Source organism: Corynebacterium glaucum, assembly GCF_002287505.1.
In the GTDB taxonomy this organism is placed as follows: Bacteria; Actinomycetota; Actinomycetes; order Mycobacteriales; family Mycobacteriaceae; genus Corynebacterium; species Corynebacterium glaucum.
Map to the genome: position 1 here is coordinate 2131766 of NZ_CP019688.1, position 15141 is coordinate 2146906.

Genomic DNA, 15141 nt, shown 5'->3' on the forward strand with positions numbered 1-15141 from the left:
ACTGTAACTGAGACCATCTACCCGAGCGGAATTACCGGCAGGCCACGCCCAACATCGCTCGCGCGCGACCCGGAGGCATCCACCGTGCCCGCCGCGACTTCCGCGTCGAGAGTGGTCAGCCCGGTTGCCAACCGCAGCCATGTGCGAGGGTCGGTCTCCACAACGTTCGGCGGCGTGCCTCGCGTGTGGCGGGGGCCGTCGATAAGCTGCACCGCAACAAAGGGTGGCACACGTAGCTCAACCGTATGCCCCGGCAACTCCTCGGCGAGGGTGCGCGCGGTGGTCCGGCAGGCCTGGGCCAGTTCGCTTCTCGACGGCTCCTTTGATCCCGCATCCCGAACCCATTCCGCCACGGCTTCCACCGCGGCTCGAGTTTCGGCAGGATCCGTTCGTTTCGCCATAGGCCCATACTAGGGTTTGGTGCTATGTCAAACACACCTGTGCCCGTTGAGAAATCTTCTTCCATCACGCTGCGGTTTATGGCCGCGCCGACCGACGTGCTGCATGCCGGTGCGCACGGGGTTTCCGGCGGCCGCGTGCTGGAGTGGATCGATAAGGCGGCGTACGCCTGCGCGACGCAGTGGTCGGGAACGTATTGTGTCACCGCGTATGTCGGGCATATTCACTTCACGCGCCCGATTCCCTCGGGCCACATCGTGGAGGTGCGTTCGCGCATCGCGATGACGGGGCGCTCTTCGATGCACATCGTCAATGAGGTGCTCTCCGCCGACCCGCGCCACGGCAAGTTCACCCGCGCGTGCGACTGCCTGGTGATCTTCGTGGCCAAAGACACCGAGACCGGCAAGCCCATGGCAGTGCCCACCTTCGTGCCCACCACCGAAGAGGAGCGCCGCGTAGCCGATGCTGCTTTATCGCGCATCGACCTGCGCAAGGCCATCGAAGAAGAGATGTCGGGCCAGACCTACACCGACGACTCGACCGCGCCGCGGCTCATACACCGCTTCCTGGCCAAGCCCACGGACGTGAACTGGGGTGGCAACGTGCACGGCGGCACAGCGATGGAATGGATCGACGAGGCAGGCGCGGCCTGCACCATGGAGTGGTCCGGCGAGCGCACCGTTGCCGTGTACGCGGGCGGAATTCGCTTCTACCACCCGATTCACATTGGCGACCTGATCGAGGTGGAGGCTCGGCTGACCCGCACCGACACCCGCTCGCTGCACACCTCGATCCACGTGCGCTCCGGCGATCCGCGCGGCGGGCGCGGCGCGCTGACCGAAGCGATTCACGCGTCGGTGACGTACTTGGGCATCGACATAGACGGCGAGGCACTGCCGGCGCGCCCCTTCACCCCGGCCACGGACGAGGACCAGCGGCTGTGGGAGCACACGCAGCGCCTCAAAGACCTGCGCGCGCAGTACGAGCCGGAGCCGCTGGTCGAGCCGATGCCGGCGGCGCAGCGCATCGACTAGCGCCTGCCCCCCAATCTTCCGCCCCGCCCAGTCTCAACCCGGCTTAGACCGCGGAGTTGGGTGCGGTGGCGTGGTCGAAGTGGCTCGGCATCGTCGCCGCCCAGGCCTGGGCAAGGTCGTCCATCTCGATCGAGGTGTCGCCGAGGTGCAGCGTGCCGTCGTTAAGCGTGGAGCCCACGACTGCAACCGGAATGCCTGCGGAAACTGCGCGCTCGACGGCGATGTCGGCGCGGTCGCGCGTGACGGCGATGAGCACGCGGGAGGCGGACTCGGAAAACAGCGCGGTGAACAGGTCCTCGTGCACCGGCGAGAGGTCGAGCTGCGCGCCCAGGTCGGAGCCGAGCAGCATCTCGAACAGAGCTTGCGAGAGGCCGCCCTCGGAGAGGTCGTGCGCTGCAGAGATGGTGTCGCTGCCGTGCAGATACTCCGCGAGGCGCGCCTCGTTGGCTAGATCGACCTGCGGCGGCAGGCCGGCCAGGCCTTGGCCGGAGATGTCCTGCCACACGGAGCCGCCGAACTCGTCCTTGGTCTCGCCGAGGAGGATCAGCGTGTACTCCTCGTCGCCTGCGGTCAGCGCGTGCGGCAGCGCAGTGGAAACATCCTCGATCACGCCGAGCACACCCACCACCGGGGTCGGCAGAATCGGGGTATCGCCGGTTTGGTTGTAGAAGCTGACGTTGCCGCCGGAGACGGGAATGGCCAGCTCGGCGGCGCCGTCGGCAAGGCCGTGCACTGCCTCGCGGAACTGCCACATCACGTCTGTGTTTTCCGGGGAGCCGAAGTTCAGGCAGTTCGTCACCGCAACCGGGGTCGCGCCGGTGACTGCGACGTTGCGGTACGCCTCCGCCAACGCGAGGCGCGCTCCCATGTTCGGGTCGAGGAAGGTGTAGCGCCCGTTCGCATCCGCGGACACTGCAACACCGCGGTTGGACTCTTCGTTGATGCGCAGCACACCCGAGTTGGCGTACTTCGCCTGCACGGTGTTGCCGCGCACGTAGCGGTCGTACTGCTGGGTGATGAAGTCGCGCGAGCACAGCTGCGGCGAGGCCACCATCTTCAGCCAGGTGCCAACGATGTCGTCGCTCTTTTCAACCTCGGTCTTCGTCTGCACGCCGTCGAGCCACTGCGGGCGCTCGAAAGGCCGGTTGTACACAGGGCCTTCATCGATTGTCGACGGAGGCGCGTCGAGCACCAGCTCGCCCTGGTGGTACACCGCGAGGCGGTCGGCTTCATCCGTGACCTCACCGATCACGGCCGCGTTGACGTCCCACTTCGCGCAAATCTCCATGAAGCGGTCGACGTTTTCCGGCGCGACCACAGCGCACATGCGCTCCTGCGATTCGGAGGCGAGGATCTCTGCCGCCGTCATGTTCTCTGCGCGTAGCGGCACGTGGTCGAGGTCGACGCGCATGCCGCCGTCGCCGGCCGCGGCCAGCTCCGAGGTGGCACACGCCAGCCCGCCGCCGCCGAGGTCTTGAATGCCCACGACCACGCCAGCGTGGTAGAGCTCGAGACAGCACTCGATGAGCACCTTCTCCGCGAACGGGTCTCCCACCTGCACAGCCGGGAGCTTGCGCTCCTCGCCTTCCTCGAAGGTGGCGGAGCCGAGCACGCTCACACCGCCGATGCCGTCGAGGCCGGTGCGCGAGCCGAAGAGAATGACCTTGTTGCCGGTGCCGGAAGCGAACGCGAGGTGCAGATCCTCCACCTTCAGCGTGCCCACGCACAGCGCGTTGACCAGCGGGTTGCCAATGTATGCCTCGTCGAACACCGTCTCGCCGCCAATGTTGGGCAGGCCGAGGCAGTTGCCGTAGCCACCGATGCCGCGCACCACGCCCGGCAGCACTCGCTTGGTGTCCTCCGCATCCAGCGGGCCGAAGCGGAGCTGATCCATCACCGCGATCGGGCGCGCGCCCATGGCCATGATGTCGCGCACGATGCCGCCAACGCCGGTCGCGGCGCCCTGGTAGGGCTCCACAAACGACGGGTGGTTGTGCGACTCCACACGGAAGGTCACGGCGTCGCCGCCGCCGATGTCCACCACGCCGGCGTTCTCGCCGATGCCGGCGAGCAGTTTCGCGGCCATTTCCTCGGTCATGGTTTCGCCGAAGTAGCGCAAGTGCACCTTCGATGATTTGTAGGAGCAGTGCTCGGACCACATCACCGAGTACACGGACAGCTCCGCGTCCGTCGGGCGGCGGCCGAGGATGCCAACGATCTTCTGGTACTCGTCGTCCTTGAGCCCCAGTTCGGCGTAGGGTTGCGCCTGGTCCGGGGTGGCTTTCGCGTTCTCGACGGTGTCGTTTACTACTCTTGCTGCAGTCACAGTTACGCTCCGATCTTCGAAATCGCGGCGATGGCGGAAGTGAACAGGCTGAGCCCATCGGTGGACGGCCCGGTCAACGTCTCAATCGCGTGCTCGGGGTGTGGCATGAGACCAACGACGCGGCCGGTCTCGTTGGTTACGCCGGCGATGTTGTTCATCGAGCCGTTGAAGTTGTCGGTGTAGCGGAACACCACGCGACCTTCTTTTTCCAGCGCTTCGATAGTCTCCGGCGCGGCCTGAAAGCGGCCCTCACCGTGTTTGGCGGGAACGAGGATCTTCTGGCCCTGCTCGAACTCGCTGGTCCACGCCGTCTCTGCGTTCGCTACCTCGAGGTAGGTATCCACGCAGTGGAAGTTGAGGTTCTGGTTACGCGTGAGCGCACCCGGCAGCAGCCCGGACTCGGTGAGGATCTGGAAGCCGTTGCAGATGCCCAATACCGGCATGCCCTTGCCCGCGGCCTCGACCACGGCACCCATCATCGGTGCGAGCGCGGCGATCGCGCCCGAGCGCAGGTAGTCACCGTAGGAAAAACCGCCGGGGACCACGACGGCATCGATGCCGGTGAGGTCTTCGTCGGCGTGCCACAGGGCTTTCGGCTCGGCTCCGGCAAGGCGGACGGCGCGCAACGCGTCAACGTCGTCAAGCGTGCCCGGAAATGTGATGACCCCGATAGTTGCGCTCATCGCACAACCTCGAAATCCTCGATGACCGTGTTGGCGAGCAGGGTCTCGGCGACGCGGCGGAGCTCTTCGTCGGTGACGGAATCATCCACCTCAATCTCGAACCGCTTGCCCTGGCGCACATCGGCGACCCCCTCGACCCCGATGCGGCCCAGCGCGCGGAGCACAGCTTGGCCCTGAGGATCCAGAATTTCAGCCTTGGGCATGACATTTACGACGACTCGTGCCATGAGAATCCTTTGTGTTGTAAGAGGTTGGAAGCCTTTCGCAAGTATAACGGAGGGCTCTAACACGCCGAGATCGGCGGTGAGGGGACACCAGGTACGTCCAGAGATGTGAATGCGCTTGAGGCGAGCTGGCAGCTTCCCGTGCGAAGATATAAAAGCTGAGTTATCTTAGCCGGGCAAAACCCCTGCCCCCTTCTCTTTCCCCGAGGTTTTCCACCATGCGCGTTCACTCCCACCGGGCCCTCAGCGCGACTTTCGCCATCGCGCTCGCAGCCGGCACCGTTTCCGTCGTCTCCCCCACCGCAGAGGCCGCTCCGGACGGCTCGAACATCATCATCAACGAGGTCTACGGAGGCGGCGGTAACAGCGGCTCCGTGTACAACAACGACTTCGTCGAGCTTTTCAACCCCACCTCTGCCCCGATCGATCTCACCGGCTGGACCCTCAACCAGTACTCGGCCAAGGGCAACCTCGGCGGCTCCGCGCAGCTCACCGGCATCATCCCGGCCGGCGGCTACTTCCTCATCCAGGGTCAGGCCGGCAATTCCCCGTCGCAGGACCTGCCCACCCCGGATGCAGAGGGCAAGTTCAACTTCAGCGGCAGCGAGGCCATCGCAGAGCTTGTCGACGCCAACGGTCAGGTCGCCGACCTCCTCGGCTGGGGCGGAGCGCAGAAGTTCGAGACCGCGCCCGCAGCGAAGACCAAGAACAGCACCTCCGTACAGCGCGCAGTCGAGGGCGTTGACTCCGACAACAACGCCGGCGACTTCGTCGTTGCCGACCCTACCCCGATGAACTCCGGCGGCGAGCAGCCTGCACCGCAGCCGAACCCAGATCCGAACCCAGAGCCCAACCCGGATCCCCAACCCCAACCCCAGCCGACCGGCCCGGTCACCATCGCTGAAATCCAGGGGCCCGGCGCGACTTCCCCGCTCGAGGGCCAGACGGTGACCACCCGTGGCGTGGTCACCGCCGTCTACAACGAGGGCGGTCGCAACGGCTTCTACATGCAGACCCCGGGTGCCGGCCAGACCAAGGGCACGGGTGACGCTTCCGACGCGATCTTCGTCTACATGGGCAAGGCCGCTCCGCAGGACTACCCGGCGCGTGGTTCCTACGTTGAGGTCACCGGCGAGGTCAATGAGTTCAATACCTCCACCCAGCTCTCCCGCGTCTCCGTCGCACTGGTCGATGAGGCATTCGATCCGGTCATCCCGGTACAGCTGGAGCGTCTTCCCGACGGCGACGAGGCACGCGAGCGCTACGAGGGCATGCTGGTCAAGCCCGGCGTGCACACCGTGACCGACAACTACAGCTTCAACACCTACGGTGAGTTCGGCGTCGTCCCGGGCACCGAGGCGCTGCGCCAGCCGACCGACATGATGGCGCCGGGTGCGGATGCATACGCCCTCGAGCAGGCACAGCGCGCGAACATTGTCTTGCTTGACGACGCTTCCACGTACAACTTCTTCCGCAACGACAAAGATGTTCCGCTGCCCTACCTGGAGACTTCGGACCAGGGCATCCGCTCCATGCGCGTCGGCGACCAGCTGGAGTTCAAGGACTCGGGCGTGATCGTGGAGTATTCCTTCGACGCATGGCGCTTCCAGCCACTGGTGCCGCTGACCGGTAAGAGCCCGGAGGAGGATCTCCCGGTGACCTGGGAGGACACGCGTGCCGCGGTACGCAGCGTTCCGAGCCAGGTCGAGGGCGCCTACTCCGTCGGCTCGTTCAACGTGCTGAACTACTTCACCACCCTCGGCGAGACCGAGTCCGGCTGCAAGGCGTACACCGACCGCTTCGGCGCCCCGATCGCGGCAAACCAGTGCTCCGTGCGCGGCGCGTTTAGCCAGCAGGCTTTCCAGGATCAGCAAGACAAGATCGTGTTGGCCATCAACGAGCTCGACGCGTCCGTCGTCGGCCTCATGGAGGTGGAAAACACCGCGCGTACGTCGGGTGACGTGAGCCGTCGCGACGAGTCCTTGGCAAACCTGGTCGCCGAGCTGAATAAGGCTGGCGGCAACTGGGATTACGTGAAGTCCCCGGCCAAGCTGGGTACCGACGAGGACGTCATCCGCGTCGCGTTCATCTACAACAAATCCAAGGTCGAGCCGATCGGAGAGTCCGTCATTTTCGACGACCCAGCGTTCACCGGCACCGCCCGCCAGCCGCTGGCCCAGGAGTTCAAGCCGGTTGGCGGCGCCGATGATCAGAGCTTCGTGGCGATTGTGAACCACTTCAAGTCCAAGGGCTCCGCCGTGCGTGGCGACGGGGATCAGCAGGACGGCCAGGCGAACTCCGCGCAGGTGCGAGTTGCGCAGGCGCAGGCGCTGCTTGACCACCTGGACCGCCAGAACCAGTGGGACGGCAAGCCGGCCTTCATCCTCGGCGACCTGAACTCCTACTCCCAGGAGGATTCGATCAAGGCGCTCAACGGTGGCGGCTTCGCGCTTGTAGAGCACAACGCAAAGCACAACCGCCCGGGCGCGGGTGCGGCGGCCCAGGAGTCGTCCTACACCTTTGGTAAGCACGTCGGCTCCCTCGACCACGTGCTTGCGAACGCCGCAGCCCAGGAGCTGGTGCAGGACGCCGCGGTATGGAACATCAACGCGGATGAGCCGATCGTGTTCCAGTACTCGCGACGCAACTACCACGGTTCCGACCTGTTCCAGAACGACAACCCGTTCGCAGCATCGGACCACGACCCGGTCAAGGTCGGCTTCAACCTGAAGACCAACGGCTCCACCCCGACCACTCAGCCGCCGCTGACCACTCAGCCGACCCCCACTACCGAGCCGACTGCCCCGACCGCACCGACCGCACCGACCGCACCCAGCAGCTCGGGCAAGGTGATCAGCTTCGTGTGGGGCGTGGTCTTCTCGATCCTGGGTGTGCTTGGCACGGTCGTCTCGAGGTTCTTCCGCTAGCCAGCCACCCCCAAGCGCCCACAAGCACGAATTGAAAACCATTTTCATTAGTGCTTGAATGGGCGCATGGCTCACTCACACATTTTCGCGTCGCTGCGCGCCGCCGCAGCCGCATTGCTCGCAGGGACGACGCTGGTCGCCTGCTCCGGAACGGAAAGTGACACGGCTGCGACGGAAGCGTCGACAAGCAATGTCTCAAAGATCGCGGCAACCACCCAGGTTTGGGCGGACGTGGCGTCCGCGGTGACCGGCGACGATGTCGAGGCGGTGATCACGGGTGCGAACGTTGACCCGCACCACTACGAGGCGACCGCAGCAGACATCGCGAAACTTCGGGAAGCGGACCTGGTGATTGCCAACGGCGGCGCGTACGACGCTGGCTTGTACGACGCGGTGGATGAGGCGAAGCTCATCCATGCGATCCCGCTTGCCGAAGGCGCGCAAGACCACGATCACGACCACGACCACGACCACGACCACGACCACGACCACGACCACGACGAGATCGAGCACGCGTGGTTCGTCCCGGAAAAGGTCAGCGAAGTTGCGAAGGAAATTGAACAGCGCGCAGGCGGCTCCGCAAGCGAGGTGACCAAGCGGATGGACGCGGTGAGCGAGCGCCTCGGGCAGCTCGACCACGTGCACCTCGCGATGACCGAGCCGATTGCGGCCGGTCTCCTCTACGGCACCGAGCTGGACGACGTCACTCCCGAGCAGTACGCACGCTCGACGCTGAACCACACCGACCCGTCCATTGACGCCATCGCCGCGTTCATCGAGGTCATCGAGCAAGGCTCCCTCGACTTCCTCGTGGTCAACCCGCAGAGCACGAACAGCGCCACCCAACGTCTCATCGACGCGGCCAACGACAACAACGTCCCCATCATCGAGATCACCGAAACCCCACCCGCGGGCACAAACTTCCTCGACTACATTGAGGAAGTCACCGACACAATTGAGCGCGTTGTGGCCGCCGCCGAACCGAAGGACCACGCTGCTTGATCGCCGAACTTCGCGACGCCGCCGTCGCACCACTCTGGGCCGGGCTCGATCTCACCATCGAGCCCGGCGAGTTCGTCGCTGTTCTCGGTCCCAACGGTGTCGGCAAATCAACCCTGTTGGGCACCATCCTTGGCTCACGCCGCCTTACCAGCGGCAGCGTGAGCGTCAACGGCCGAGTCGGCTTCATCCCGCAACAGCACATGTTTCCCGCCGATCTTCCGGTGCGCGGCCGCGACCTGGTCGCACTCGCGGTCGAACCGCGGGCGATGAGGAGGGCGGATCAAGGGGCCGTCGATAAGCTTCTTGCTCAAGTTGGCGCGACCAGTTTCGCCGATCGTCGCGCAGGGGTGCTCTCCGGCGGGCAGCAGCAGCTCATCCGGCAGGCTCAGGCCTTCGCGCAGGATCCGGAGCTTGTGCTTGCCGACGAACCCTTGCTCTCGCTTGACCCCTCCCGCCAGCGCGAGACCGTCGAGCGCCTCGCGGCGCACCCGGCGGCGGTGGTGTGCGTGACCCACTCGATCAACCCGGTGCTGGGTGTGGTGGATCGGGTGCTGTACATCGGGCCGGAGGGCCATGTGGTGGGCAGCGTTGATGAGGTGATGCGCTCCGAGGTGCTCAGTGAGCTCTACGGCACGCGCGTGGATGTGGTGGAGGTCGACGGCCGGATGGTGGTGCTGTAATGCTGCATCTGTTGAGCTTGGACTTTGTGCAGGCCACGCTGATCGCTTGTGCCTTGCTGGGTGTGCTTTCCGGCGTGATGGCGCCGTTGATTGTGCTGCGGCAGATGTCGTTTTCTGTGCATGCGACCTCGGAACTCGCGCTGATGGGCGCCTCGGCGGCGCTGCTCTTTGGGCTGAACCTTGGATTCGGTGCGGTGGCGGGAGCTGTGGTCGCGGCGATCGTGCTTGCGGCGCTGGGATTCCGCGGGCAGCAAGACTCCGCCGTCGGTGTGGTGATGAGCTTCGGCATGGGCCTTTCGGTACTGTTCATCCACCTGTATCCGGGCAATTCAAACCGGGCGCTGGCGCTGCTCACGGGCCAGATCGCGGGGGTGTCCGAACAGAACCTGGCGATGCTCGCGGTGACGACCGTGCTGGTGGTGGCAGCGGTGGCGCTGCTGTGGCGCCCGTTGCTCTTCGCGTCTGCAGACCCGGTGATGGCGGCTGCCTCCGGGGTGCGCGTGCGCACCATGGCGGTGGTGTTCGCGGCGCTGGTGGGCGTGGCCTCGGCGCAGTCGGTGCAGATCGTCGGTGCGTTGCTGGTGATGTCGTTGCTGATCACGCCCGGCGCGGCGGCCGCTGCCATCACCGCGAACCCGGTGCACGCGGTGTGGTGGTCAGTGCTGTTCGCCGAGGTTTCAGCGGTGGGCGGGATGCTACTCTCGCTCGCCCCCGGCGTGCCGGTTAGCGTGTTCGTTGCCTTCATCTCGTTCGGCATCTATTTGGTGTGCCGCGTGATCGGCGCGGTGCGCGGGCGCCGTATTCGAGTGCAGCGCTAATTAGCGGTACGCGCGGTAATCGGACGGCTTCGCTCCTGCTTCGACTGCGGCCGACGCGGCGGCGAGAAAGTCACGCCGCACCTTCTTCTGCCCCAGCTCACGGCCGGAGATCGAAAGACGGATGGTGTTGCCGCGCTCCGCTCCGCGTTCTGCGGCGCGGATGATGTTGCGGCGCCACCACTTCGCCGCACCGTAACCCTCGCCGACGGAGAGGTTGCGACACTGCACGAACTCGCCGGTCTGCAACTGGTGGATGCCGCGCGTGGACACCGCGACGTCGAAACCGAAATCAGGCAAAACCTCCAGCGTGCCCTCCGACATCTGCCACCGCGGCGGAGCGAACATCTCTAAATCGAAGCCGAGCGACTCCATCTGCCGGGTCGCACCCTTCAAGCGCAGTCGCGCCTCGTGCTCTTCCAGCGTGGCGAACTCTGCGCGCCGCCCCTGCACCGGCTGGTCGAAGCCGTTGAGCAGCAACGCCCGCTCCCCGGCCTGCTTGCGCAGCCAGGTGCGGGTCGTTTTGTCTTTCGCGAGATGCCAGCGCTTATCAATGTGCGGGGCCACCAGCAGCGACACCGGAATCGCGTCAGCATCGAGGTGGTCTACCAGCTCACGGACGCCGTCAAGGGTCTCGTCGAAAATCGATGAAACAGAGACGAGCAGGCGACCGGGCATGGGGGCTATTTTTCCACAGACTCGGCTGCGTCGCTGACCGCGCCGGAAGTCGCCAGCGTCCACGCGTACTCAAACGCGGTCTGCTTCCACTTCGCGTAGCGCCCGGAGACACCACCGTGACCGGCCGACATCTCCGTCTTCAACAGGAACGGCCCGCCGGTGGCCACCTCGCGCAGCTTCGCAATCCACTTCGCTGGCTCGACGTAGAGCACGCGCGTGTCGTTCAAGCTGGTCACCGCCAGGATTGCCGGGTATTCCTTCGCCTCGACGTTCTCGTACGGCGCGTACCCCGCCATGTAGTCGTAGACCTCGGCGTCGTGATACGGGTCGCCCCACTCCTCCCACTCGCCCACCGTCAGCGGCAACTCTGGCTTCAAAATGGAGGTCAGCGGGTCCACGAACGGCACGATCGCCTGGATCCCGGCAAACTTTTCGGGGGCAAGATTTGCGACGGCACCCATGAGCAACCCGCCAGCCGAGCCTCCCTCGGCCACCATGCGGTCATGGGTAGTCAGCCCCAGTTCGACGACCTTGTCAGCGCAGGCCACGAAGTCGGTGAACGTGTTCTTCTTGTGCAGCATCTTGCCGTGGTCGTACCAGGTACGCCCCATCTCGCCGCCGCCGCGCACGTGCGCGCACGCCCAGATCATCCCGCGGTCCAACAGACTCAGTCGCGCGATAGAAAAGCCCGGATCGGTCGACGCCTCGTAGGAGCCATAGCCGTACAGCAAAAGCGGCGCAGGGCCTTCGACGCCCTTTTTCCGCACCACGGAGATCGGTACCTCGGCGCCGTCGTCGGCAGTCGCCCACAGGCGGAACGCTTCGTACTCGTCTGCGTCGTAGCCGCCTTGAACCTCCTGCTCCTTGAGCAACGTGTATTGGCCGGTAGCCACCGTGTAGTCGAGCACCTGAGACGGCTGGGTAAACGAGGTGTAGCTGATGCGCACCACCGGCGCGTCCCATTCAGGGTGGCCCACAAAGCCCGCGGTGTAGAGCTCTTCGTCAAACTCCAGCTCGTTGAACGCCCCGAAGTCGCCGCCGGTGAGATCCGACACCGCGAGCCGCGAAATGCCCTCGCGCCGGTAGCTCAAAAAAATGAAGTCGCGGTAAACGTCCGTACCTTCTACGCGCATGGTCTCCGAGTGCGGCACCACCACGTTCAGATCGCGCAGGTCCGGCAGCGCAGCACTATCCGAAGCCACCGGCGCCACACTCACCGCGAAGTTCGGCCCGCGGGTGTTGTGGGTGACCACCCAGTACTCCGCACCGCCAACCTCGGCGTACTCCGCGTGGTACTCCACGCCCGCTTCGCGCGCCCACAGCACCTCGAACTCGGCGGTGGGATCCGTCAGCGGTACAACCCGGTACTCCGAAGTCAGCGAAGACGAAGCCAAGATGTAGAGGTAGCGCTCGGCGCGATCCGCGTTCACCCCGACGGCGAACTTCTCGTCGTCCTCTTGGTACACCAGCACGTCTTCGGATTCGGCGGTGCCCACCTTGTGACGCCACACCTGGTACGGCCGCCAGGCATCGTCGACGCGCACGTAGAAAATGTAGTCTTCGCCAGCCCACGTCGCGCCGTAGAAGACGTCGGTCAGGCAATCGTCGAAAAGCGAATTGTTCTGAAGATCCTTGATGCGCAGCGTGAAGCGCTCGTCGCCCTCGGTGTCGGTGGAGTACGCGAGCAGGCGGCCGGAGGTGGAGACGCTGGAGGCGCCCATGGAGAAGAAATCGTGGCCTTCGGCGAGCTCGTTGGCGTCAAGAAGCACCTGCTCACCCGGCATTTGGTCGACGATTTCCGGCGGGGTCCACGGGTCGTCTTTCACCGGCACGCGGCAGGAGATGCCGTAACTTTTGCCCTCCTCCACACGCCCGTAGTACCACCAGTCGCCCTGGCATTGCGGCACGCTCATGTCGGTTTCCTTGATGCGCAGTTTAATCTCGCCGTAGATCGCGTCGGTAAGACCCTCCAGGCCCGCAGTCATCTGCTGCGTGTACGCGTTTTCGGCCTCGAGGTGCGCGATTACCTCGGGGTTGTCCTTTTCCCGCAGCCACTCATAGTTGTCAGTGAACTCGCGGCCGTGAAATGTGCGGACAATCGGTCGGATCGGAGCTTTCGGGGCAGTCATAAGACACCACCCTACGCTGGGGCTTTTTGCTTATCGACGCTTACGTAACCCGCCCAGCGCTTTCATCCTCTGCTAAGTTTTTCCTTATGTTCAAGTACGCTAAGTCCAAGATGACCGTCGTCGCCGTCATGGCGGCAACCTCGCTCACACTCACCGCATGTGGCGAGGACAGCGAAGATACCCTGGAAGAACCGACCACCGAGGAAGCCACCTCCGAGCAGGCCATGACCTCCGAAGCGGAGACTTCTTCCGCCGCAGCATCGAGCTCCGCCTCGAGCGCTGACGGTTCCGGCGTGGCCGCGCCGCCGGCAGACTTCTCACCGGCGAACAACGGCGACCACTTCAAGCTTGGTGAAACCGCGCAGATCAAGACCACGAACTACGACGGCGCCGAGTTCTACCTCACCGTGCGCGTTGATCCCCGCACGCCGATCACTGCCGAGGAAGTCTCGAAGAACGCCGGCGGGCAGGAAATTGAGGACCTGGGCGAAGGCGATCAGCTCTTCTGCTTCCCGGTGACCCTCACCTACGAAGGGGTTGAAGGCGACACCACCGGCGTCCCGTCACTCCTGACCAGCCCGGTCGATGCTGTTGGTAACCGCGGCGGCACCCTGTACTACGGTGGCGACGTGGCCTGCGGCGTGCACCGCGGCGACAAGATGCCGAGCCTGCTCAAGCAGCTCGAGGTGGGCAAGGAGTACAAGACCGCCGAGCTCGCCATCGATTCTCCGGGCACCGTGGTCGCTGACTCCCTGAAGGTTTCCTACGATGTCGGCGATCAGAAGCACGAAATCTACTTCGACATGTAAGGGTTAGTTCCCCACCCAGTCTGCGAAGCGCTTCCCCGAGAGGCGCTCGTAGGCTTCGATGTAGCGATCGCGCGTCGCTTCAATCACCGAGCCCGGCAACTCCGGCGGCTGGAGGCCAGATTCCGGATCCCAGTCCGCCTTCGGGCCGGTGAGCCAATTGCGCACATACTGCTTGTCAAAGCTGGGCTGCACTTTGCCTTCCTCGTAGGAATCCGCCGGCCAGTAGCGCGAGGAATCCGGCGTGAGCACCTCATCCGCCAATACCACCGTGCCGTCGGCGTCGATACCGAACTCCAGCTTCGTGTCCGCGAGGACGATCCCGCGGCTTTCCGCGTGCTCCGCCGCGCGCGTGTACACCTCGAGCGTGAGCTCGCGCAGCTTCTCCGCCAGCTCGCCGCCGATCTCGCTCGCCATGTACTCGAACGTCACGTTCTCGTCGTGGTCGCCCTGTTCCGCCTTCGTCGCCGGGGTGAAAATCGGCTCCGGCAGCCTGGAGGCCTCGGTCAGGCCCTCCGGCAGCGCCACGCCGCAGACCTTGCCGCGGGCGTCGTATTCCTTCTTGCCCGAGCCAGTCAGGTAGCCGCGCGCCACGCACTCAAACGGCACCATGTTGAGCTTCTTCACCACCATCGCGCGCCCGAGTACCTCCTCGGGAATACGCGGGTCATCGATCGGCCCGGCCAAGTGGTTCGACACGTCGAGCAGGTCGAAGAAAAACATCGATGTCGCGGTGAGGATGCGGCCTTTATCCGGGATCGCCGGCTCAAGCGAGTAGTCGAACGCGGAGATGCGGTCGGAGGCCACCAAGAGCAGGTGATCTGGGTCCAATTCGTAGATTTCGCGGACTTTCCCGCCGGAGATGTGCTGGTAATCAGAGAGCTCTGCTGGCATGCGGGCTAGTATATTCCCCATGCTCAAGCGCGCGCCTGCCGTCCTCGCCGTAGCGTGCATTCTCACCGCCTGCACGTCGCCACCCAGCCCGTACTCCGGCGATGTCCCCGGGGCCCCAGACTCCACGCAGGATTTCGGCGCCAGCGCTGAGGTGGTCACCCTCGACACCGCGCACGGGGTTCCGGTTTCTTGGGAGGTCACCGTTTTCAAGCCAGTGCTTGTCGACGCCACCCCCGACTATCCCGAAGTGCACTGCTACCCTGTGACACTTACGCCCACTTTCATCGGCGACTACCCGGTGGATGTCACGGTGCAGATGCCCGAGTTCACCATGCGCAACGGCGAGCAGAAAGCGAACTTCTTCCAGCCCGGCGAGGATGCCAAAGTCTGCGATTTGAAAGACGATGAGCCGTCCGGCTACACCGGCGACCTCAAGGTCGGCAAAACGTACAACACAGCGTTCGCCTCGTGGTTCGGGCTCTACGGCGAACCCGCTACCGAGGTCGAGGTGAGCGGCACCAACACCGTCACCTGGAAGTAGCGC

Annotated in this window: 14 protein-coding genes; 7 read left to right on the forward strand and 7 right to left on the reverse strand. The window is 64.8% G+C overall.

All coding sequences use genetic code 11. From position 1 onward, the window contains the following. Positions 1–17: 17 nt before the first annotated feature. On the reverse strand, positions 18–401 hold the full coding sequence (locus CGLAU_RS10415; RefSeq protein ID WP_095660639.1) for a sterol carrier family protein: 384 nt from the start codon (positions 399–401) through the stop codon (positions 18–20). A 24-nt stretch (positions 402–425) separates the two neighbouring features. Here CGLAU_RS10415 and CGLAU_RS10420 point away from each other — a divergent pair, with 24 nt between their 5' ends. After that, positions 426–1433 carry an acyl-CoA thioesterase gene (locus CGLAU_RS10420; RefSeq protein WP_095660640.1) on the forward strand — a complete coding sequence of 336 codons (1008 nt, stop codon included), beginning with the start codon at positions 426–428 and terminating at the stop codon, positions 1431–1433. 43 nt (positions 1434–1476) lie between these two features. Here CGLAU_RS10420 and purL read toward each other — a convergent pair whose 3' ends face one another. Genes purL through purS form a run of 3 tightly spaced genes read right to left on the reverse strand, consistent with a single transcriptional unit; the run spans position 1477 to position 4669 of the window. Continuing rightward, positions 1477–3759: a phosphoribosylformylglycinamidine synthase subunit PurL gene (purL, locus tag CGLAU_RS10425; protein ID WP_095660641.1), complete on the reverse strand. Its 2283-nt coding sequence runs from the start codon at positions 3757–3759 to the stop codon at positions 1477–1479. Positions 3760–3761: 2 nt separating this feature from the next. After that, complete coding sequence (gene purQ, locus CGLAU_RS10430; RefSeq protein ID WP_095660642.1) at positions 3762–4442, reverse strand: phosphoribosylformylglycinamidine synthase subunit PurQ; 681 nt, start codon at positions 4440–4442, stop codon at positions 3762–3764. Beyond that, entirely contained in the window at positions 4439–4669 is a 231-nt protein-coding gene (purS, locus tag CGLAU_RS10435) for a phosphoribosylformylglycinamidine synthase subunit PurS (RefSeq protein WP_095660643.1), read from the reverse strand. The genes purQ and purS overlap by 4 nt, the downstream gene beginning before the upstream one ends. A 215-nt stretch (positions 4670–4884) precedes the next feature. Here purS and CGLAU_RS10440 point away from each other — a divergent pair, with 215 nt between their 5' ends. The 4 genes from CGLAU_RS10440 (at position 4885) to CGLAU_RS10455 (ending at position 10093) form a co-directional block, all read left to right on the forward strand. Beyond that, positions 4885–7593, forward strand: a complete 2709-nt coding sequence (locus CGLAU_RS10440) for an ExeM/NucH family extracellular endonuclease (RefSeq protein WP_095660644.1) — start codon at positions 4885–4887, stop codon at positions 7591–7593. Between the two features lie 66 nt (positions 7594–7659). After that, complete coding sequence (locus CGLAU_RS10445; RefSeq protein WP_095660645.1) at positions 7660–8595, forward strand: metal ABC transporter solute-binding protein, Zn/Mn family; 936 nt, start codon at positions 7660–7662, stop codon at positions 8593–8595. Beyond that, entirely contained in the window at positions 8592–9275 is a 684-nt protein-coding gene (locus tag CGLAU_RS10450) for a metal ABC transporter ATP-binding protein (protein ID WP_095660646.1), read from the forward strand. Before CGLAU_RS10445 ends, CGLAU_RS10450 begins: the two co-directional genes overlap by 4 nt. After that, positions 9275–10093 (forward strand): metal ABC transporter permease, encoded by an 819-nt coding sequence (locus CGLAU_RS10455; RefSeq protein WP_095660647.1) that lies wholly within the window; start codon positions 9275–9277, stop codon positions 10091–10093. The genes CGLAU_RS10450 and CGLAU_RS10455 overlap by 1 nt, the downstream gene beginning before the upstream one ends. Here the strand turns inward: CGLAU_RS10455 and CGLAU_RS10460 are convergent, their stop codons facing one another. Beyond that, positions 10094–10768, reverse strand: a complete 675-nt coding sequence (locus CGLAU_RS10460; protein WP_095660648.1) for a DUF2334 domain-containing protein — start codon at positions 10766–10768, stop codon at positions 10094–10096. A 5-nt stretch (positions 10769–10773) separates the two neighbouring features. Beyond that, on the reverse strand, positions 10774–12897 hold the full coding sequence (locus CGLAU_RS10465) for a S9 family peptidase (RefSeq protein ID WP_095660649.1): 2124 nt from the start codon (positions 12895–12897) through the stop codon (positions 10774–10776). A gap of 86 nt (positions 12898–12983) precedes the next feature. On the opposite strand from CGLAU_RS10465, the gene CGLAU_RS10470 reads away from it, so the two are divergent. Further along, positions 12984–13706 (forward strand): hypothetical protein, encoded by a 723-nt coding sequence (locus CGLAU_RS10470; RefSeq protein ID WP_095660650.1) that lies wholly within the window; start codon positions 12984–12986, stop codon positions 13704–13706. A 3-nt stretch (positions 13707–13709) separates the two neighbouring features. Here CGLAU_RS10470 and CGLAU_RS10475 read toward each other — a convergent pair whose 3' ends face one another. After that, positions 13710–14597 (reverse strand): phosphoribosylaminoimidazolesuccinocarboxamide synthase, encoded by an 888-nt coding sequence (locus tag CGLAU_RS10475; protein WP_095660651.1) that lies wholly within the window; start codon positions 14595–14597, stop codon positions 13710–13712. A 19-nt stretch (positions 14598–14616) separates the two neighbouring features. On the opposite strand from CGLAU_RS10475, the gene CGLAU_RS10480 reads away from it, so the two are divergent. Beyond that, a complete protein-coding gene (locus CGLAU_RS10480) occupies positions 14617–15138 on the forward strand; it encodes a hypothetical protein (protein WP_095660652.1) in 522 nt (173 codons plus the stop codon). Positions 15139–15141: the final 3 nt, after the last annotated feature.